This window comes from Paraburkholderia sediminicola (assembly GCF_046026855.1).
GTDB classification, from domain to species: Bacteria; Pseudomonadota; Gammaproteobacteria; order Burkholderiales; family Burkholderiaceae; genus Paraburkholderia; species Paraburkholderia sediminicola_A.
Map to the genome: position 1 here is coordinate 91,505 of NZ_JAQQET010000032.1, position 18,869 is coordinate 110,373.

General features: G+C 59.2%; 21 protein-coding genes. 16 read left to right on the forward strand and 5 right to left on the reverse strand.

Annotated elements, in window-relative coordinates; all coding sequences use genetic code 11:
• The first annotated feature begins 7 nt into the window (after window positions 1-7).
• Complete coding sequence (locus tag PQR40_RS29440; RefSeq protein WP_408510432.1) at window positions 8-1,231, forward strand: vWA domain-containing protein; 1,224 nt, start codon at window positions 8-10, stop codon at window positions 1,229-1,231.
• 74 nt (window positions 1,232-1,305) lie between these two features.
• Here the strand turns inward: PQR40_RS29440 and PQR40_RS29445 are convergent, their stop codons facing one another.
• From PQR40_RS29445 to PQR40_RS29455, 3 genes are all read right to left on the reverse strand, one after another.
• Complete coding sequence (locus PQR40_RS29445) at window positions 1,306-1,614, reverse strand: hypothetical protein (protein WP_408510433.1); 309 nt, start codon at window positions 1,612-1,614, stop codon at window positions 1,306-1,308.
• Between the two features lie 173 nt (window positions 1,615-1,787).
• Window positions 1,788-2,252, reverse strand: a complete 465-nt coding sequence (locus tag PQR40_RS29450; protein WP_408510434.1) for a hypothetical protein — start codon at window positions 2,250-2,252, stop codon at window positions 1,788-1,790.
• Window positions 2,253-2,306: 54 nt separating this feature from the next.
• Window positions 2,307-2,765: a zinc-finger-containing protein gene (locus PQR40_RS29455; RefSeq protein WP_408510435.1), complete on the reverse strand. Its 459-nt coding sequence runs from the start codon at window positions 2,763-2,765 to the stop codon at window positions 2,307-2,309.
• 297 nt (window positions 2,766-3,062) lie between these two features.
• Between PQR40_RS29455 and PQR40_RS29460 the strand changes: the two genes are divergently transcribed.
• The 13 genes from PQR40_RS29460 (at window position 3,063) to PQR40_RS29520 (ending at window position 15,082) form a co-directional block, all read left to right on the forward strand.
• Window positions 3,063-4,112, forward strand: a complete 1,050-nt coding sequence (locus PQR40_RS29460; protein WP_408510436.1) for a TadA family conjugal transfer-associated ATPase — start codon at window positions 3,063-3,065, stop codon at window positions 4,110-4,112.
• Between the two features lie 15 nt (window positions 4,113-4,127).
• Window positions 4,128-4,508, forward strand: coding sequence for a TrbC/VirB2 family protein (locus tag PQR40_RS29465; protein WP_408485360.1), 381 nt, complete (start codon window positions 4,128-4,130; stop codon window positions 4,506-4,508).
• 40 nt (window positions 4,509-4,548) lie between these two features.
• Window positions 4,549-4,812 carry a conjugal transfer protein gene (locus tag PQR40_RS29470; RefSeq protein WP_408485410.1) on the forward strand — a complete coding sequence of 88 codons (264 nt, stop codon included), beginning with the start codon at window positions 4,549-4,551 and terminating at the stop codon, window positions 4,810-4,812.
• On the forward strand, window positions 4,806-7,268 hold the full coding sequence (locus PQR40_RS29475; RefSeq protein WP_408510437.1) for a VirB4 family type IV secretion system protein: 2,463 nt from the start codon (window positions 4,806-4,808) through the stop codon (window positions 7,266-7,268). The genes PQR40_RS29470 and PQR40_RS29475 overlap by 7 nt, the downstream gene beginning before the upstream one ends.
• A 14-nt stretch (window positions 7,269-7,282) precedes the next feature.
• On the forward strand, window positions 7,283-7,555 hold the full coding sequence (locus tag PQR40_RS29480; protein ID WP_408510438.1) for a hypothetical protein: 273 nt from the start codon (window positions 7,283-7,285) through the stop codon (window positions 7,553-7,555).
• Window positions 7,556-7,567: 12 nt separating this feature from the next.
• A complete protein-coding gene (locus tag PQR40_RS29485) occupies window positions 7,568-8,308 on the forward strand; it encodes a DUF4141 domain-containing protein (RefSeq protein ID WP_408510439.1) in 741 nt (246 codons plus the stop codon).
• Window positions 8,309-8,319: 11 nt separating this feature from the next.
• A complete protein-coding gene (locus tag PQR40_RS29490) occupies window positions 8,320-9,384 on the forward strand; it encodes a type IV secretion system protein (RefSeq protein ID WP_408485368.1) in 1,065 nt (354 codons plus the stop codon).
• Window positions 9,381-10,781, forward strand: coding sequence for a TraI domain-containing protein (locus PQR40_RS29495; protein ID WP_408510440.1), 1,401 nt, complete (start codon window positions 9,381-9,383; stop codon window positions 10,779-10,781). Before PQR40_RS29490 ends, PQR40_RS29495 begins: the two co-directional genes overlap by 4 nt.
• A complete protein-coding gene (gene traD / locus PQR40_RS29500; RefSeq protein ID WP_408510441.1) occupies window positions 10,778-12,643 on the forward strand; it encodes a conjugative transfer system coupling protein TraD in 1,866 nt (621 codons plus the stop codon). The genes PQR40_RS29495 and traD overlap by 4 nt, the downstream gene beginning before the upstream one ends.
• A 10-nt stretch (window positions 12,644-12,653) precedes the next feature.
• Window positions 12,654-13,172: a hypothetical protein gene (locus PQR40_RS29505; protein WP_408510442.1), complete on the forward strand. Its 519-nt coding sequence runs from the start codon at window positions 12,654-12,656 to the stop codon at window positions 13,170-13,172.
• Complete coding sequence (locus tag PQR40_RS29510) at window positions 13,129-13,392, forward strand: hypothetical protein (protein ID WP_408510443.1); 264 nt, start codon at window positions 13,129-13,131, stop codon at window positions 13,390-13,392. The genes PQR40_RS29505 and PQR40_RS29510 overlap by 44 nt, the downstream gene beginning before the upstream one ends.
• A complete protein-coding gene (locus tag PQR40_RS29515; RefSeq protein ID WP_408510444.1) occupies window positions 13,382-13,987 on the forward strand; it encodes an IncC plasmid conjugative DNA transfer DtrJ family protein in 606 nt (201 codons plus the stop codon). The genes PQR40_RS29510 and PQR40_RS29515 overlap by 11 nt, the downstream gene beginning before the upstream one ends.
• 357 nt (window positions 13,988-14,344) lie before the next feature.
• The gene (locus PQR40_RS29520) at window positions 14,345-15,082 is read left to right on the forward strand and encodes a Type 1 glutamine amidotransferase-like domain-containing protein (RefSeq protein ID WP_408510445.1); all 738 of its coding nucleotides are present in this window, start codon (window positions 14,345-14,347) and stop codon (window positions 15,080-15,082) included.
• A 178-nt stretch (window positions 15,083-15,260) separates the two neighbouring features.
• Here the strand turns inward: PQR40_RS29520 and PQR40_RS29525 are convergent, their stop codons facing one another.
• On the reverse strand, window positions 15,261-15,659 hold the full coding sequence (locus PQR40_RS29525; protein ID WP_408510446.1) for a hypothetical protein: 399 nt from the start codon (window positions 15,657-15,659) through the stop codon (window positions 15,261-15,263).
• A 510-nt stretch (window positions 15,660-16,169) separates the two neighbouring features.
• Here PQR40_RS29525 and PQR40_RS29530 point away from each other — a divergent pair.
• Both PQR40_RS29530 and PQR40_RS29535 read left to right on the forward strand, forming a co-directional pair.
• Window positions 16,170-17,084, forward strand: coding sequence for a PhzF family protein (locus PQR40_RS29530; protein WP_408510447.1), 915 nt, complete (start codon window positions 16,170-16,172; stop codon window positions 17,082-17,084).
• 199 nt (window positions 17,085-17,283) lie between these two features.
• Window positions 17,284-17,925 carry a hypothetical protein gene (locus PQR40_RS29535; RefSeq protein WP_408242255.1) on the forward strand — a complete coding sequence of 214 codons (642 nt, stop codon included), beginning with the start codon at window positions 17,284-17,286 and terminating at the stop codon, window positions 17,923-17,925.
• A gap of 165 nt (window positions 17,926-18,090) precedes the next feature.
• On the opposite strand, the gene PQR40_RS29540 is transcribed toward PQR40_RS29535, so the two are convergent.
• On the reverse strand, window positions 18,091-18,699 hold the full coding sequence (locus PQR40_RS29540) for a nucleotidyltransferase domain-containing protein (protein ID WP_408510448.1): 609 nt from the start codon (window positions 18,697-18,699) through the stop codon (window positions 18,091-18,093).
• Window positions 18,700-18,869 lie beyond the last annotated feature (170 nt).

The following is an 18,869-nucleotide window of genomic DNA, read 5'->3' on the forward strand; positions in this document are numbered from 1 at the left end:
GGTACGCATGGATCCGCGAATCTCAAAGCAGCGCACCGCCCTTGTTCTGGATCAGCCGTTCTTTGGCGCGCTGGCGCTTCGTCTGACCGTCGTGGAGGATCCGTCCTGTGAGACGTTCTGGACTGACTCGGTACGAGTCGGTTACAACCCTGCGTATCTTGCAAGTGTGAACGATCTCGAAGTGCGGGGCGTGCTGGCGCATGAAGTACTGCACGTGGCCAACGGTCACTGCTGGCGTATGGGCGACCGTGACCCAGAGCTCTGGAACCACGCGTGCGACCATGCGATCAACCCGATCCTTAAATCGGCGGGATTCATTCTGCCGGCTGGTGCACTGATCGATCCGCGTTTTTCCGGAATTGCGGCCGAAGAGATTTACTCGATCCTCGCGCAGGAGGCGCGGAAGAGGGAGAAGGGGAAGAAGGACGGTGGCAAAACGGACGGGAAGCCAGGCGACAAGTCAGGTGGACAATCCGGGGGCAATACCCCGCCGCAATCCGCAAACGGCGCGAACACTCCGGACGCAACCCCGAGCCCCAAATCCGCGCCTTCGTGTGGCGAGGTGCGTCAGTACAAGGGTGACGACAAGCCGGTGAACGAAGCCGAATGGAAGGTTGCCGTGCTTCAGGCTGCGAAAGCGGCCCAGATGCGCGGTGGTCTGCCCGGTGGGCTGCAGGCGATGGTCGGGCAGGCAGTTGAACCGATTGTCGACTGGCGCTCGATCCTGCACCGGTTTGCGCAGCAGGCGTCGCCGACTGATTACAGCTTCGCGATGCCTAACCGGCGCTATCTGCATCTGGGTCTGTACCTGCCCTCGCTTCATGAACCGGCTGTTGGCGACGCGGTGTTTGTGCGCGATTCCAGTGGCTCGGTTTTCGACGAAACGCAGGCCCAGTTCGACGCGGAGATTCTCGCCGTGAACGACAGCCTGCGGCCGCGGCGGCTCATCGTGATGGATTGCGATGAGCGCGTCACGCAGGTGCAGATTTTTGAGCGGGGCGATCCGATCGATCTTCTGCCAGTGCGAGGTGGCGGCGGCACGGCGTTCGTCGATCCGTTCACGCGCGTTGAGGACGAGGCGATCAATCCGGCGTTTCTCGTCTATCTGACGGATATGGACGGGCGGTTCCCGGACGAGGCGCCCGGGTTTCCTGTCTTGTGGGCATCAACCACACCGCTGCGGCGCGCGAAACAGGCTCCGTTCGGCGAGATGATGGAAGTGATCTGTTGAGTGGGCGTGTCGTTGCTGCCCGTTTCCCTGACTCAAGCCCGGCTATACAGCCGGGCTTTTTTTATGGGCGCAAGTTATTCGAAGAGGTCTGCCTGTCTGTAGATCGCATCCCGTTTGCGCTGTGGCGCTTCCTTTGGCTTCTCCTCGATGCGGAAGAAGTCCGGGCTAACGCCGGCGTGTTTCGCGGCCGCCAGCCAGTCAGGCATCGGGCCAATGCCGTTCCAGTCGTTGCCTCGCGCATCGCGGTACAGGGGCGGATGTGCGGCATCTTCCAGCAGGGACGCTTCCAATGCGTCGAATGAGATGCCGAATTCCTGCATGCGTCGGCGGATCCAGATGATCAGCCGCTCGCGGGCTTCGCCGTCAGCGATTTTTCCCTTCATCCCGAATCATCCGTTTTTCGTTCGCCGGATTATAGCGACAGGCAGAAAAAAGCCCGCCTCAAGGGCGGGCTGAATCCATATCGGAGGAGACATGGAGGAGACGGATTCAGTATAAACCCTAATCTGGTTCGCGCAATGCCATTGCGCGCTTCTGTCGCAGCAGCGCGACACGCTCAGGCCAGTTTTCGGTCCGTTCGTTGGTACGCTTCGCCCGCCTGAAAGCGGTCGAGCCGTTCGCTCGCTTCGGCGATCGCCCAAAGCGGGGCGCGGCGCAACTGCTCGTCGTAGGTTGTGACGATGGCGGCGAACAGACTTGCGGCACCCTCATCCAGCCGCCATTCACCCGTGTCGCGGCCGCGGTCGAACGCAGCGGAAATGGCGGCCTCCGCGACGACCAGCTGCTCGTACGTGGCCGTGCCGTAGCCCGCCTCGGCGATAAAACCGGTGAGGATCATCGTCTGCGTGAGGGTCTGGGCGTCGCACACACCGGCGGTGCAGTCCCGCATCGTTGCGAGCGCGAGGTGCACCCTCAGCGCGAGCTCGTCGGCGGTGGCGCGCGCCATCGGCAACAGCATCGTTTTGGCCCGACGTGCACGGGCTGCGTTGGTGTTGCGCGAGAAGGGAAGTGTTTTGGGCATCAGCGTTCGTTGGTGATCTTTGCAAAGAGGATATCGGCTGTCGGGACATGTCACTTAAGCGCGATCGTCGGGTGATGCAGCGCGGCGATGCGCGATGAATGCTTCGACGTACCGGATCGCCTGCTCGCACTGTTCGAGCGACAGGTTGTGAATCGATGCGGGCAGCGGGTCGAAGCCGAGTTCGCCGGCGGCCCAGCGGATGGCTTTCGCGCGGGCTTCGAACGGGTTGACCCGATCGCGGCGGACCTTGCCTGCAACCAGCGGTTCGAGCATATCGTGCAGGCGGCTTTTAGCGTCGCGCAAAGGCGCGTCGGCAAGCCGCCCCAACGGCACGTTGCGGGTGCTGCGCGAGGGGATACCGATCCACGCCTGGCACGCCGTACAGATCCACAACGGGCCGTGGTCCTCGCGGTACGGATAAGCCTCGTCATCCGCGCGGGCCAGTAGCGCGCGTTCCCCGCAATAGTCGCAGTCGGGTTGGGGGAGGGCTTTGACGGGGCGTCCTACGCGCAAGGTGTGAATCTCCAGTTCGAGAGGCGAGCGGTCATTACACGGAAAACAGCTTGTCTAAACCGGAAAGATATCCGATTTTCGGGAGCTTAGCGCCTAAGGGCGCGTAACGCGTTGAACGCACTCCGGCATCGGACCAGTCAACCTCACGGCAACGCGGCAGCAAGAACAGGCTCGTGAGTGCGCCCGGGCGCATGCCAGATGATCGCGCAGCACGGGACAGCGCCGCGCTTCGAAAGCGCTCAAATTTCGCGACTCTTTCGGCCTGCCGTTGGCATGCGCAGCTTTAACAATAGCTGCATGTCTGAGTCCCTCGAAACTTCCCTGCTCAAGCTCCGTCCTCTCGAAGAGAGTGCGGTGCAGATGTTCTTCGAATCGCTGCGGCCTCTGCGCGAGTACTTCGAAGCGTCCGACGTTGCCGAAATCATGATCAACAATTTCGACAGTGTGTGGATTGAGCAGCGTGGCCAGATGCACCGGCTCGACCTGAGACTGAATCAGGCAACGCTCAACGGAGCGGTCCTGTCGCTCGCGTCGTCCGTTGAGAAGTCGGCACGCGCAGGTACGTCGCAGGGGATCATCAACGCCGGTCACAAGGGTTTGCGTATCGCCGCAGTGATGCGCCCGACCGCAATCGATGGTCACGCGCTGTCCATCCGCAAACACAGCGACAAGCTCCTTTCGCTCGATGACTACGTCGCGATGGGCGCATTTTCACGCATCAATGCGCTTCAGGACCGCGATGACCAGAATCTGTTCATCCCCGGCATTGAAGACGACGCCCTGATGGCCGCGGTGTGCCAGCTGATCCTGCAGCGCAAGAACATCCTCGTTGCGGGCGGCACATCGACCGGCAAAACCACCTTTCTGAACGCGCTCGCCGCGCAGGTTCCCGACGACCAGCGCGTCATCACTATCGAAGACACGATGGAGTTGAAGCTGCGCGCACCGAATCTCGTGCGGTTTCTATCTAACCCGGACAAGGGTGTCACGACCGAGGTACTGGTTGCGCTATGCCTGCGGTTCCGGCCGGACCGGATCATCGTCGGCGAAGTCCGTGGTGGCGAGGCATTTCATTTTATCCAGGCGCTGAGCACCGGGCACGACGGTGGCCTTGGATCGATCCACGCGAACAATGCACGCATCGGGCTGAGCCGCCTGGAAAGCCTGGCCATGCTTGGCATCCCGCCTGGCAGTCGATGGGAGCTTGCGGACATGCGCAAGTCGATTGCCGACTGCTTTGACTACGTGATCCATATGCGCCGCACCGGCGAGTTGCGCCACGTTTCCGAGATCGTCGAGATCAAGGGTTTCAAGGACGGGGACTACGTCCTCAATCGTGTTTTCTAACTGACTGGAGTAGCAATGAAGAAGCACCTTTTCGCCCAATTTGATCTGGCAGGAGCCGCGCTCCGCCGGCTGGGTGTACGTCTGTTCAGCCGCAGGGAACTGCGCAGCACGATAGTCGCTGCCGCGCTTGTCTGTTTCGCACCGATGGCTTCGGCCGTCGATATGTCGGATCTCGGCTCCGCCACGGACGTGATCTGTCTGATCTCGTCGTACGTCAGCGGGCCGTGGCTGTATGCCATCGGCATCGTGCTGATCATTATCGGCGCCGTCGCGATTGCTAACTCGGAAAGCTCGATCGGCAAGTTCATCTCGCTGGTCCTGGTTGGCCTGGGTATCGCATCGTGCGCGATTCCAATCGTCAAGAACCATTTGAAGATCAACTACACCTGTGCGTAAACGGACCAAGGTCAGCCGCTCGCTGTCGCTGCCGCGTCAGATCGGCGGTGCTGACCGTGGGCTCGCGATCGCGAGCGGCACGCTCACGATTCTGCTTTGCTACAGCAGCACCACGCCTGCATTTCTGGTCGTTGGTGTTGGATTGCACTGGTTGCTGCGCTGGAAGTCGTCAAAGGATCCGTGGTGGCGGCTTGTGATGCTGGTCTACAACCGCTATCCGGACGTGTACGAGCCGGTGCCTACCACGAAGTTCGCGGCGCGTTTCAAGCGGCCATACGGGTTTGATCAGGATCTTCCATGCTGAAGAAGAAATTCACGAAACGCGCGATCCAGGAGATCGCGCCGTGGGCGACGATGGTCACGCCGGAACTGATTCTGGACAAGGATGGGTCGCTGTTGAGCGTCTACACGTTCGAGGGAATCGACGCCGACAGCCCGAACACGTCCGATATCTCGGCGGCGCGCGACAACCTCGATCACGCGTGCAAGAACTTCGACCATCGCGTCACGGCGTGGTGGCGCCTGTCACACCGGCGCATCAAGGGAGAAATCGAAGGTACCTTCGCGGCCTCAATCGACGACCGGGTCGACGCAATCAACCGCAAGCATGTTGCGAGCGGCAAGTATTTCCGCAACGCGCACTCGGTCTCGCTCGCGTATACGCCAGAAACCGGTATCAACAAGGTGTTCGAGAAGGTCGCGTACCACATGACGGTAGGTGGCAAGTCCGTCCCTGTCGCGATTTTTGAGACGATCAGGGACTCGGTCCTCGCACGCAGCGCGTTTGCGTTCGACATTGACCGGTTGACCTCCGAAATTAAACGTTTCGAGTCGGTGCTCGATGCCTTCAAGGGCGGGGTAACACGACTGAAGATGAAGCGCCTCCAGCTCCAGAACGCCCTCGCGTTCCTGCATCAGACCGCCAACCCTTCCGTGCCGCCGCGGCGGGTGCGATACCCGGTGACGATGCTCGACACGCATCTCACCGAGACGGTTGCGACGATCGGCGCTGAACACCTGATGTTCGAGTCTGCATACGGCAAGCGCTACGCGAAGATTATCGGTGTGAAGGAATGGATGGGGTTCCAGGAGGCGGCGCTCGACGTACTGGCGGAAGTCGATGCGGAACTGGACGTCTGCATCATGTTCCGCTTTCTCGATACCACCAAGGCGTCGGCTTACATCAACAAGATTCGCAAGTTCTACAAGGTCGCGGCGTTCAATCCGTGGTCGATGGTGAAGCAGTACTTCACGAAGGAAGAGCAGAAAAACGACGAGGGCCGCGAACGGCTAGCCGATGAAGCGGAAAAAGCGCTGGCCAAACTGGTCGCAGACGGACAGCAGTACGGATTCGCGAATATCTCCGTGATCGTCTATGGCGATACGATCGAGGAATGCGATGACGCGACGCGCGAGGTCGTCGGTCGCATAGGCAATGCCGGGTTCGGCGTCATCGTCGAGCGCGAGAACCTGTTCGCCTGCTGGGCATCGACGTTGCCCGGCCGTTGGGATCAGCAGCGGCGCCTGCAATTTGTTGAGACACCGGCCGTCTCCGATATTGCGCCGCTGCGCAGTGTGGCAGAGGGTCATACGGTCAACGACTGGCTGACCGAACAGTCAGGCGAAAAGACGGGGCCGCTCACGTTGCTGCCGACACGTCACAAGACCTTGCAGCGGGTCAACCTGCATCAGCCCGGTGGCGCGTCGCACCTGCTGATTCTCGGTCCGATCGGCGCCGGCAAGACCATCATGCTGAACTTCCTCATGTCGCAGACGGGCCGCCACAAGGCGCGCCGGGTGCGCTTCGATAAGGACCGTTCGACCCGCATTCCGACTGTCCTCGCAGGCGGCAGATTCATCGACGCAACCGGTCGCTTCGAAGCGGCTACGTCGGTCAACCCGCTGTCACTGCTGCATGACGAAAAGCATTTTCCGTATGTTGCCGAGTGGGTTCAGATGGCAATCGAGGACGACGATTTCCGCTGCACCAAGCCGCAGGAACGAATGATTTTTGAGGCGGTGGAGACGCTCGGCAAAGGCTACGGTCCGGAACTCTGGACGCTGTCATTTCTCAACACGCTCCTGCCCGACGAACTGCGCGAGCGCCTCGCGGTCTGGACGCGCGGGGAAAAGAACGGGCGTTTCTTCGATCACGTCGACGATGCGTTCACGCTGTCCGACGACATTTCGATCGAGATGGGCGACCTGTTCCTGAACTATCAGGAAGCGGCGGCGCTGTTCATGGACTACGCGTTCTACCGGATTTCCCAGTGGCTCGACGGCAAACGCTACACCGTGATCGAGGTGGAGGAGGCGGGGTTCTTCTTCAAGAACCAGCGTTTCTATGAGCGGCTCGAGGTGTGGGCGGTGACCATCCGGAAGCTTAACGCGACCTTGATGATGGCAACGCAATCCCTTGCACAGGTTGCGCGGATTGCGGACTTCGAAGTGCTCAAGGAGAACATCCCTAACATCATCTACCTGCCGAACCGCGATGCGAAGAGCAACCTGCACCTCTACCAGGAGAAGTTCGGCCTGACGCTGGACCAGATCCAGATGATTACCGATGCGGTGCCTAACCGCGATTACCTGTGGGTCACACCCAACCAGACGCGGATGCTCCAGGCGAGCTTCCCCAGGGAGACGCTCGCCGCGCTGCGTTCCGACGGCCGCGCGCAGGCCGTGCTCGACAAGCATTTCACCTCAGGTGTGCCGCATTGGCGCGAGGCGTATATGCAGGAAATGATGGCCGTCGACTGACACCGGAGCCCACGATGAATATCAATCTGCTTGCAGTCATAGCTGCTGCAACCTTGCTGTCGGGGTTTTCCGGCACGTCGTTCGCCGATCCAACCATCGACCCAACCAGCGTGACCAACAGCGTGCGTGAAGCGCGCATGGTAGCGGCCGAATTGAACCTGGCCCTGCGGGCTGCGGCTGGCAGCACCCCAACTGACCCGGTCGCCGCAAGACCAGCGGATGGTCCATCGCCGGCAAACCATAACGAAGACAACGCGCGTGCGCGTCTAACGGCAAATCCCTTGTGAAGGTGAACAACGATGAAGAAAATATTCATTCGACTCGCGGCGGTGGTGGGGCTGATGTTCGGCATGGTGCAGGGGGCGTTTGCTCAATGGGTCGTCTTCGACCCGACAAACTTCGCCCAGAACGTGATCACAGCCGCCAAGGCCGTGAAAGGTGAGATTTACCAGGACACGAACATCGTCTATCAGTACCAGATGATGGCCAACCAGTTGCTGCAGGCGGTCAACCTGGACCCTACTGCGATGAAGGCACAGTACGACCAGATCACCGGTGACATCGACAAGTACAAGGGCTTGATCAACAACGCGACCGACCTCTACGGCGATCTCCAGAAGGGGAACGAATGGCTCAGCCATGTGCAGACGCTCGTTTCGCGCTCGGGCAAGTCGAACACGCAGTGGTTCGCTGACATGGCGACGCTCTACCAGCAGAACGATTCGCAATCCAAGGGTCTGTTTCAAATGGGCAGTGACGTCATGCAGCACACGCAGCAACTGGCCCAGCGGCGTTCGCAGTTGCAGTCGCAGATGGCGCTTACGCCGACCGCACAGGCAACGGCCGAGCTCACCACGCACTATCTCGATATCGTCACCAGCCAGAACGCCGATCTGCTGCAATTGACGGCATCAAAACAGCAGCAGGACGCGCAGAAAGCATCGGTTGCCAACGAGGATGCGAAGACGAAAACGGCGGCGATGCAGAGCTTCACAGCCCAGCAGGCGGCCGAACGGGCGGCCTTCGACAGTCTGAAATGATGGATCGCGCCATGAATTTTCTTCGCCGGATGGCATGTATTGCGACGACGCTGATGACTGTTGTCGCGCTCGGGGCAATGTGGCCCGCTGCGACTTTTGCGCAGGAGATACCCGTTGCTCTGGCGGACGGAACGGTTGTCATGCCCGATGGCTCGACGGTCGGCGGTCCCTCGAACTCGACCACCGCGCCGGGCTCCACTGTAACGCCAGGCGAGATTGGCGCGGGTGCCTCAAAGGCCATCGATAAGCTCAGCACACTTTTCGACTCGGTTATCCCCGCCGCTGTCACCGCAAGTCAACTGATCAAGGACGACGCGGACAAGTTCGCCGGCGGTCTCGCCGTCATCACCATCGTTCTGGCCGCGATCCGCTTCGCGGGCACGAAGGATCCCGTTGGCGCGTGGATCGCCTTCTTCGAGGAACTTGCGATTCTGGGCATATTCGCGGCGATCTACGTGGGATACGTCAAGGCCGCCCCCGGCTTCTATAACTGGTTCCTCGCGCTCTCGCAGAAGATCACAGGAAACATGCAGAGCGGGCAGGGCATCTTTTCGTCGGCGTCCGGGCAGATCTTTGACGCGGTCATCGCTGCGTTCGAAGCCGAGCACTGGTACAACTACGTGAAGCTGGCGATCGGCATGGTTCCGCTTCTGCTCGCGTGGGTGGTCCTGATGGTGACCTCCGTTGTGTTCATCTTCTATGTACACATCGGGCAGCTGCAGGCGGCCGTTGGCATCGTGCTCGGGCAGGTCGCTTTCGCGCTCGGCTTCTCATCCTTCACACGCGGGTACTTCAAGGCGTGGCTCGACTACATGATCAGCGCCGGAATGTATGTGGTCATCGCTGCGATCCTGGTTCGCCTCGTCACTGGCTCGATAACGACGGCGCTGGCGCAGGCGCAGCAGATCGGGCTGTCAACGGCGGAAGGTTCGACCTATGTCCTCGACCTCGCGTTCTTTGTCCTCCTGCTGTCCTTCGAGATTCCAAAGATGGCCGGTATCTTCGGCGGCGGTGCCAACGCATCCGGTTCGATCCTCGGCAAGCTTGCGAGTAAGGCAACCGGCGGTGTTGTATGACCGCGGCGGCATTGCACAAACCGCTCGCGGCGTGCGCTCTGGTCGAGCAGCATCGACGGCGGGTGGATCTGATCGAGCAGTGTGCGAACGAGGCAAAGCGCGCCGAATTCGACAGGAAGTGGATGGCGGTACTGTTGCGCTGCGGTGACTGGTTTTCGTCGCTGCCGCTGAACGCTGAGTTCTACCGTGAGCCTGGTGGCGCCTTCCGCTTTACCGTGGAAACCGCGTTCTACGCGATGCGCCTTGCCGGTGGGCAGAAGTTCGGCACTAATCTGACGTCGGAGAAGCGCCGCCGGATCGAGCCGCAGTACAACTACGCGGTGTTTCTCGCCGCGATCTGTTCGGGCCTCGATGAACCGCACCGGCACTTCATAGTGACCCGGGAGCGCGACATGGCCGAGTGGAACCCGTCAGCGCACGGCGCGGCCGCCGCATGGCTTGGAGACGCTCCCTACCGGGTTGGACTCCGTGATACGGCGCTGCCGGTTGAGCGCATGCGCACCGGGATGCTCGCACAGATGCTGATTGGTCCGGATCTGCTCGGTGGGCTCGATGCCGATGTCCTGTCGGAGCTGTTTGGGGCGATCAACCCGAGCATGCGACCACTCGACTCGGAATCCCTGACGCATAAGGTCGTGAGACAGGCGATTGTTACTGCCGCGGACTTTGACCGGAAGGCGCAGCGTGCGGTGTTCGAGCCCGTGCAATTCACCGTGCCGTCGGCAGTTGACGTGGCGGCTGTCCTTCAGCCGGTAGTCACGCCTGCGGGCGCAGCGGCCCAGCCGCCTGCGCCCAGCACATCGGTGCCACCTGCAGCGACGGCCGGTTGCTCCGCGGCAACTCCGGCCACCGTTGCCCCGACAGCGGCGACGCAGACGGTTATGGCTGCAAGCGCAACTGCTCGCCCACCGAAGTCCCTGATGGACGTCCTCGACATCGAGCAGGACACGGCACAAGGCGTTGCGCCTGCGGCAACTCCGGCACAGGGTGGCGTCCGCGCGAAGGCCGCAGACCAGATGGGACTTCCGTTCACGGTAGACGACGCCCGGGTGCAGACCGCGGTAAATCCGGCGGACGTTCCCCCGGCTGCGAGCCAGCAGCGCCAGGCCGCGTCGTCTGAGCCACAGGTATTCGATGAAGTGCTCAGTGGTGCGCCCAACATCATCCGCGAACTGTTTCGCGCGCTGCGCGAGGACGTCGCGGGCGGCAAGGCAAAGGTTGCATGGTCCGAGAAAGGCCTCGTCGTGACCAAACGCCTGATTGGTAACTACGGCGTGACGAGCGACACGCTTGTCGAACACCTTCGCAAACGTAGCCTTCTCCTGACGAACGCAAATGGCGAGATCACGCTTGCACCGCGCGCGGGTGAACTGATCCTCGCGCGGAGTGGAACGTGAACTACATCAACCATTTCCGCCCGATCTACGAATTTCGCGCCGCAACATTCTGGCTTCTCGCTTTACTCGTCCTGCCGCTTTCAGGCATGCCGTACGGCTGGGCATTTGCTCTGTTTGCCCTCCTTGTGCTGGTGTTCCGGTCGACCCAGATCTGGACGGCGCTCAAGTTCCGCATGGCGATCTCGACGAAATGGCTGACCACGCTCGACGTGCCGAAGCTGCTGAAGATCCAGCAGCGCATGCGCAAGGAAGCCAACTCGATGTACCTGGGCATCGGTTACGAGTGGACGCAGAAGCACTGCCAGATCGCGCACGACATCCTGCGTATGCCGACGACGGACATTCCTGGACTGCCGCGCTGGCTGTCAAAGTCGCGCACGGGCCGCAAGATTGAGGAGGCCATCGAGTCGCTCTTCGCGCCGGCCGACAGTATCCGTGATCGCATGCCGCAGGGGTCGTCCTGGATTCACGGCATGGAGCCGAAGAAGGGGCTCGTGCCGTTCCACTACAAGGCGATGGGTGGCCACACGCTGGTGGGTGGCACGACAGGTTCAGGAAAAACCCGGACCTACGAGGTGATATCCACGCAGGTGGTTCACCTTGGAGACGTCCTGATCTGCATCGATCCGAAGAACGACAAGGATTGGCGTGAACGCGTGAGGCGGGAGTGTGAACGATCGGGCCGGAGGTTTCTGTACTTCAACCAGGCGAAACCATCAGAGTCGATCCGGCTGAATCCGATCGAAAACTGGTCACAGCCCTCTGAAATTCCGAGCCGCATCTCGCAGCTGATGGAAGAAGGCCCGTTCCGCGACTTCGCGTTCCTTTTCATCGACCGCGCGGTCAAGGGCGAACTCTTCATCGGCGACAACCCAACCCTGCGCTCGATCCTGAAATACGCGCAGGCAGGTGTGACGACCCTGCTGGAAAAGAGCCTGAAGCGGTTTTTCCGGGAAAACGGCCTGCCGGATTGGGAAACACTTGTCACGGCCAACGCGGCGAACATCGGAAACAAGCCGGGCGCGACGATCGTAGACGGGATGGTCGCACTCTACAACGCCCGCTTCACCGCGTTCGACAAAGGGCACGAAACCATCGACGGCCTGGTGGCCACGCATACGCACGACAAGGAGCACTACATGCGCATCATCGCGTCTGTGCTTCCGTTGCTCCAGATGCTGGCTACCGGCGAGACAGGTCTGATGCTTTCGCCAAAAGCGGACGACTTCGAGGACGAGCGCGAAATATGGGACATCGACAAGATCATCAAGCAGAAGGCCGTGCTGTACATGGGCCTCGATTCCCTGTCGAACAACATCGTGCAGAAGGCGATCGCTTCGATGATTCTCGCCGACGTCGCCGCGGTGTGCGGCTCGATCTACAACTTCTACGATGTGCCGCCTGATGTCGTGCTCATCATCGATGAGATCGCTGAAGCGATCAACGAGCAGGTCATCCAGATCCTGAACAAGGGCCGCGGCGCAGGATTCAAAGCATTCGTCGCGTTCCAGGCACGCGCTGATCTTGAGGCACGGCTGGGAAATGCCGCAAAAATGCTGCAGGTTTTGGGCAATCTGAACAATCAGATCATCTTACGCCTGGAAGACAGCGACACAGCGCAGTGGTTCTCCGACAAGGTTGGAGAAACCGCGATCCGCAATCTCGTTGTGACCGGCAGCACGAGCACGGGGAGCGAAGCGCACGTTGGCGAATTTAACGGGTCCGTGTCGCGGTCCCTGCAACTGGAGAAGGTCCCTTTGATTCCAACCCGTCTGATTCACGGCCTGCCGAACCTGCAGTACTTCATGCGGATCTCCGGCGCGGCGGTGTATCAGGGCCGTATTCCAATCCTTCAAGGCTGAAAACCTACGCATGTCTGCCGTATTCAAAAAAATTATCCGCGACCACAAGCTTTCGTCACGCCTCGTGCCGGTTTTCACGCTGGCACCGGAGCTTGAACTCGCGTGCGCGCGCGTAGCTGACTTTATTGGTGAGCGGTTCCAGGGGGAGACAGATCCGCTCATCGTCGAAATGCTCCAGTCTGCGCTGGCAGCGTTCAAACGCACCCGCAAGTCTGGAACACCTCATGTCGCCTTCATGCAGGGGCTGTTCGAGCGGGCCCATCTGCTGTACGCGCGGCGATACGTGGCGCGCCAGGGAGAGAAGTACTTCGTCTGGTCGCCCATGTTCGAGCCGATCCCGTCGTTTGAGGCCCGTCACGGCGACTGGGAGACGGGTATGGTCGACGAGCGCTGTCCGGAAATCATCACGCAGCGCTCGGCCGCGTTCCAACTGGCGGCGCGCGCACTGACAGGCGAGAGCTTCCGACTTTATTTTGAGGATTACGATGTCGCTCACAGTCTGGCTGATTGCGAAGCTGTCGCGGGTTGACGACGATGTTGCGCGGCGTGCGCTGACGACCGCGCAGTCGCAGGACGAGATGTCCGCGGCGCCGCCCGTGGAATTTGCAAGGGGCAGGGGGGCACTGGCCTATGCGCTAGGTATCTTCATCACCCGCAAGCCGGTTCACTTCTATCTGGGGCTGGCAGGGCTGGTCATTTTCCCGGTGTACCTGCTCGTCCAGCTGGCGGTGTACTTCCATGGCAAATAGCCGCTTCGTCTCGCACATTAAATGGTGGTTCTTTATCGTGCCCATCATTTCAGTTTTCATCATGCCGGTGATTCCCGAGCGCACGCTTTTCGAGATTCCTGACGCGGAATCGAAATCGGTGGTCGCTACGGTGGGCGAGGCGCGCGCGGACGAGGCGGTGTCGCATACCAACCTGCTGTTCAAAAGGCTTTTTGTCGAACCGGGATTTCTGCGCGCGACGATGGACGCCACGCGCGACGACACGTTAAGCGACGGCGGTGTGTCAGATTTTGCGCGCACGTGGGTCCGGAACTTCTGGCTGCTGGTATACCGGGTGCTGTATCGGGTAATCGTCATGAAGCTCTGGTTACTCGGCACAGCCGTGTTCTGTCTGGCGATGTTCGTCGACGGCTCCGTACGCCGCAAGATCAAGGCCGCGGCGGCCGGCTTCGCCAGTCCGTTGTCTTTCCATCTGGCGGGGCACGGCATCCTGCTGGTATTTGGCGTGGCATTCACCGTGCTCGTCGTCCCGCTGCCCGTGCTGGCGCAATACTGGGTGGTGGTTGCCCTGTGCCTCGGGGCGCTGCTGTGGAAGGCCGCCTCGTCGTACCAGTAGCCTTCGGGATGGTTATTTCCGGAAAGCCATCAAAAGAACACGGTCTTTCCGCCTAAGGGCGCGTAACGCGTTGCACGCATTTCGCCGTTCGATAACGGGCAGTGTCTGTCACCGTAGGCCCGCGCCCACCGCGTGCGCGGCACGAGTCAACCGCCCAGCCGTCTGTCCACTCGATTCAGACAACTAATCTCGACGCATGCTCGTACTTCCTGAATGACCGTCATCGAGCGCGTCGAGTGGATCGCGTGGGGCGATCTAAGCTAGTCGTCATCCGACTCAGTGCGGCCAAGAACGGACGGTCGACTGCGGCACGTAGATCGTTGACAATGCGGGCACCTGTCCATACGAGGCGTGAAAATGCAGCGAATACTTGCAATCGGTGGCGGCGGATTTACGATCGAAAAAGAGCCGTCGCCCGTCGACGTCTACATTCGAGAGTTGGTGGGGAAGCCTCAACCGCGAATCTGTTTTATTGCGACCTCTAGCGGAGACAACGCCGCGCAAATCGACAAGTTCCATGTCGCGTATGGAGCTCTCGGCTTTGAGACGTCAAATCTCTCGTTTTTCAACGGATGGGGTTCTAACGTAATTTCCTACACCGACTATAGAGAACGGCTACTGAGTCAAGACGCGATATTTGTTGGCGGTGGGCATCTGCGGTCGGCGCTAGCTGTGTGGCGAGAGTGGGGTCTAGATGCCACTCTTTCGGAAGCGTGGAAGCAGGGTACTCTCCTCGCCGGAATGAGCGCCGGCGCCATGTGCTGGTTTGAGACGGGCTTGGGTGGGCCATTCGAACAGGGGAATTATGGTTTGCAGCGCGGTTTAGGCCTTATTCCGGGAGCTTGCGCAGCCCATTACAACAACATTCATATTCCAGAGCGGCGCGTTAATTTTCTGATGGAAATGCGTCTTGGAAGAATGCCACGGACCTTGGCTATCGACGATTTTGCTGCTGTTCTTTTCGATGATCGCGAAATTGAGAAGGTGGTTTCTTGGGCGCCGGGTACGACCGCTTATCGAGTCGAAAAAATTGATGATGAGATTCATGAGACGCCGCTAGCCGCTGTTCAATTGAGCAAGGTCGCCGGTCCATAATGCATCGGCCGATGTACCAACCCATTGTCTGAATGTTCGGTTTTGGGTAGCGTGAAGGGCGTTTGCGGGTCGTCCTGAGCCGGTCGTCGTCGGGCGAAGTGCGGCCAACAAGCGACATTCGACCGATACTCAGGAATTGCTGACAATTAGTCAGTTGGCGTGCCGGGCTGAAGATAATTCAATGATTTACGGATATGGCGGCTATCACAATTTGTCCGTATATGACCAACGCAAGCGCCACGATTGCCAGAAATACGGCCAAAAATCCAAGAATGAAACACCAGAAAGGATTGGCTTTTTGAACGACGCTGAGGCGACCCACGGCTAGTACGGTGATCAACGCTGCACCAACGGCATATATGTAGAGCAGCCAGTCGTCTGCATGATGAAACAGCAACGCACATAGTGCTAGAAGAAATGTAAGAGCTATTGATGCTCCGCTCGTCAAAGCCCACCGGCTCCTCTGAGAAACGAAAGCACCGATCGCAAGCGCCTGAGGCAACCAAAACATTAGAAAATTCTGCCAGAAAAACAGTTCGCTACGATGTGCCAACCACGTCGAAATCGCCGCACTCACGAGCAAAGAGGCGGCTAGACATGTGGCGTATCGCGTGCATAAGCGCGACGATCGTGTGGAAAACAGGCTCGTCATTGTTAATATTGTCAGTAAGCTATTGCACCTATCGTTGGTCGGCGCTCACCAGTGACGCTTGATCCACTCATCTAATGCCTGAACTGCTGCTGCCATTGTCCGAACTAAGCTGCGTTTCAATACAGTCGCACGAGTTCGCGACATTTAATGTCTGCCTTCGAACAATCCGTGTGGCTGCTCCGGGTCGAACTCGGTCGGTCGTCATCTGGCTGGGTTCGGCCAGTTTGAGACGTTCGACGTCATCGCGTAGCTCGTCGACAATCTTACGGTTCGATACCAACGCAAAGTCTATGAACCCGAAGGCTGTACGCGGCTAACCCGGTCATTCGACGCGTTGGCCCGGTCTATCGGGGCAGAACTGTATCTGTCTCAGTGGCAGATCGTGGCGATAATAGGGTACATCGTTAGAGAGTCTAAAATAAACCGAGAAACGCAATGAATCGCCGCTATGTCACCGCTGATGTGTTCACAGAAGAGAAACTTAAAGGTAATCCGGTTGCGATCGTACTCGATGCCGCTGGATTATCAACCAGTCAGATGCAGGCAATCGCAAGCGAGTTCGCTTACAGTGAAACGACATTCGTGTTGCCTCCCCGCGATGCCGCTAATACTGCTTGGGTAAGAATTTTTACGCCGAGCCGCGAGATACCCTTCGCCGGACACCCGAACATCGGCACGGCATTTGTGCTCGCTGCAAGGGCGGAATCCGGTCGGAATCCGTTGCCAGACCTGCTCGTATTCGAGGAGTTAGCTGGTTTGGTTCCCGTAAACCAGCTGAAAGAGGGTGGGGCCGTAGTCGGAGCTGAGCTCATTGCGCCTGAACCGTTGGCGCGACTGTCACATGCCTCCGCAAGCCAGGTAGCCGCTTGTCTCTCACTCACCCCTGATGACGTCCGGGTGGATGCTCACGCCCCGCAGGTCGCCTCTGTCGGTCTCCCGTTTCTTGTCGTTGAACTTGCTTCACGCGACGCTCTACGGCGATGTGTGCCGAATCTCGTGGCGTTCAAACGCTTGCTTCCGATTGACGGTGCCGTATCCATCTATGGCTATACACGCGATATCGATCGCGTCAAAGCAGGACCTATCTGTGATCTGGAGGCCCGGATGTTCACACCGCGCATGACAGAAGACCCGGCTACGGGCAGCGCGACAGCAGCAACTGCTGCGCTCATTGCTCAGATCGGGGGGGTGTCGGAACTGTCGCTGCGCGTCGCCCAAGGCGTGGACATGGGTCGCCCGAGCATTCTATTCGCGAAAGTTGACACGCATGACGGTCATGCAAGGGTCCGTGTCGGGGGCAAATGCGTCAGCGTTATGGAAGGGTCGTTTCAACTCGCGGGCGACGCTTAGTTGATCGTCGGCCAGCGTCCGCTATCGAGAAAGTTGAGCGTCTTTTGTGGGTCGTGTGCGGCCGATCGCCTGCTCATGAGTTTCGAGCTACATATGCTGATCACATGAGACAGCACCCGGCCATATACGGTCAGTCGACGTATGCGTTCAGATCGCCGACAATCGGGCAAGCATTCACAGGTTAAGGAAAGGCGGACGCGTGAAATCTCTATTCATTTTTCTAATTGTGGTGCTCTATACCTGCGCCGCGTTTGCCGCGCCAGATAATAACCCCAGCCCCAACGACCGAGTAGAGGTAACCGGCGCGATACCCGACGATGTCGAAGCCGTTCTTGTGGAAGATTGGTACACCACAACGGATTCGATGTTCTGCCAACACATGGTTGGAGAGGCTGGCTTCATGCCCAGCCATTTCGCGAAGCGTGCAACACAGACATCCGCGGCGAATGGACAACGATCTTGGCTTGTCTGGCGAGACGACGTAAAGTCCGGGCACTGTGGTTGGGCGTTGAAGCAAGTTGTGGTCTATCTTGACTCCAAGGCTTCTAACGAGGATCCCGTTCAGGCGTCCAACATTCCCGTCCGTGTTGCCTACGTCTGCGGGACTGGAGAGAACTGCCTGAACACCTGGGCCTCAAACGACGATAGTGATAAACCGACCTATCATCGTTGCAATTTGGCTTCTGTCAGTCAGTTGGCACCAGGAAACTCGACCAATCCATGCGCCTATTTTGATGCAAAAGCGAGAGGGACTGACTTGGGGAAGTACGAACACATCCTTCGGCCTGACCAACACACAGTTCGATTCGTTATAACCGAAGTGGGAAAGCAAAATCCGTAACTGCTGTCGAGCGGCCGCTTTCGAGACACTCGTGCGTCCCTTCCGGGTCGAACCGAGCCAATCGCATCAGGCTGAGTTCGGCCAAAAGCGGACCGTCGACTTCGAGGCGAGCATCGTTGACAAACGGGCGCTCGACCACCAGCACGGAAGTTGCATGTGCGCAGGCTAACAGACTGCAGATCCATTGGCTTTTTCCGACGCTTCTATAGCTCTTCCCAAATTGACCAGGTAGCGCTTTGCAGTTTTGAAGTCTCCGCGCCATAACCACTTCAAGCAAGTGAAGAGTTCCCATGCCAGGAATCGGTCGCCATAATGATAGGCCGTCACATCGTGCTCAGTCGGAGCGAGCCTGGACGATGCCCTCGACTCAAGGCAACGATCCCGGTTAACTATTTCAACAAATGGCTGCTCTAGGATGAGTTCAGTATCGGGTGAGATGACATGAAACTCGATTGAAGTTAAGTCTTCGAAGATTAGCTTTTGGAACGGACTTTTCGGATCACGCACGCCATCAAACTTGATGAATATTTCCGACGGGGCGATCTGCTGCTCTATCGCACGTAATAGCGAACTCCCAGTGCCATCCGAGCAAAAGGCGACTAGGTCGATGTCAGAAACGCGATCTGCGCTCCCTTTTGCAAATGAACCAACGACCGCCGCACCGGTGCAGTCAGGAGAAGCCTGGAGCGCGGCCGAGACCCGCTTAAGAAGTGTGATTTGGCGTGTTGTGGAAGGGTTGCCCCTCAACCTCGTGAGAATGTCTTCAAGGCGCATCGAGCAGTCCTAGATGGAGTTTGGAGATGGGCGTGCGTAAGACAATATACGTTGGAATGGCTGCTTTCGGGAAAGCTCGGGGACCGTTGTGGGTCGCGTGCCGACGATCGCGACTGCGCGCGATCGGGCAGTCGATGCCAGCTGCATGAGGCGGTGATCGGCCCAGATGA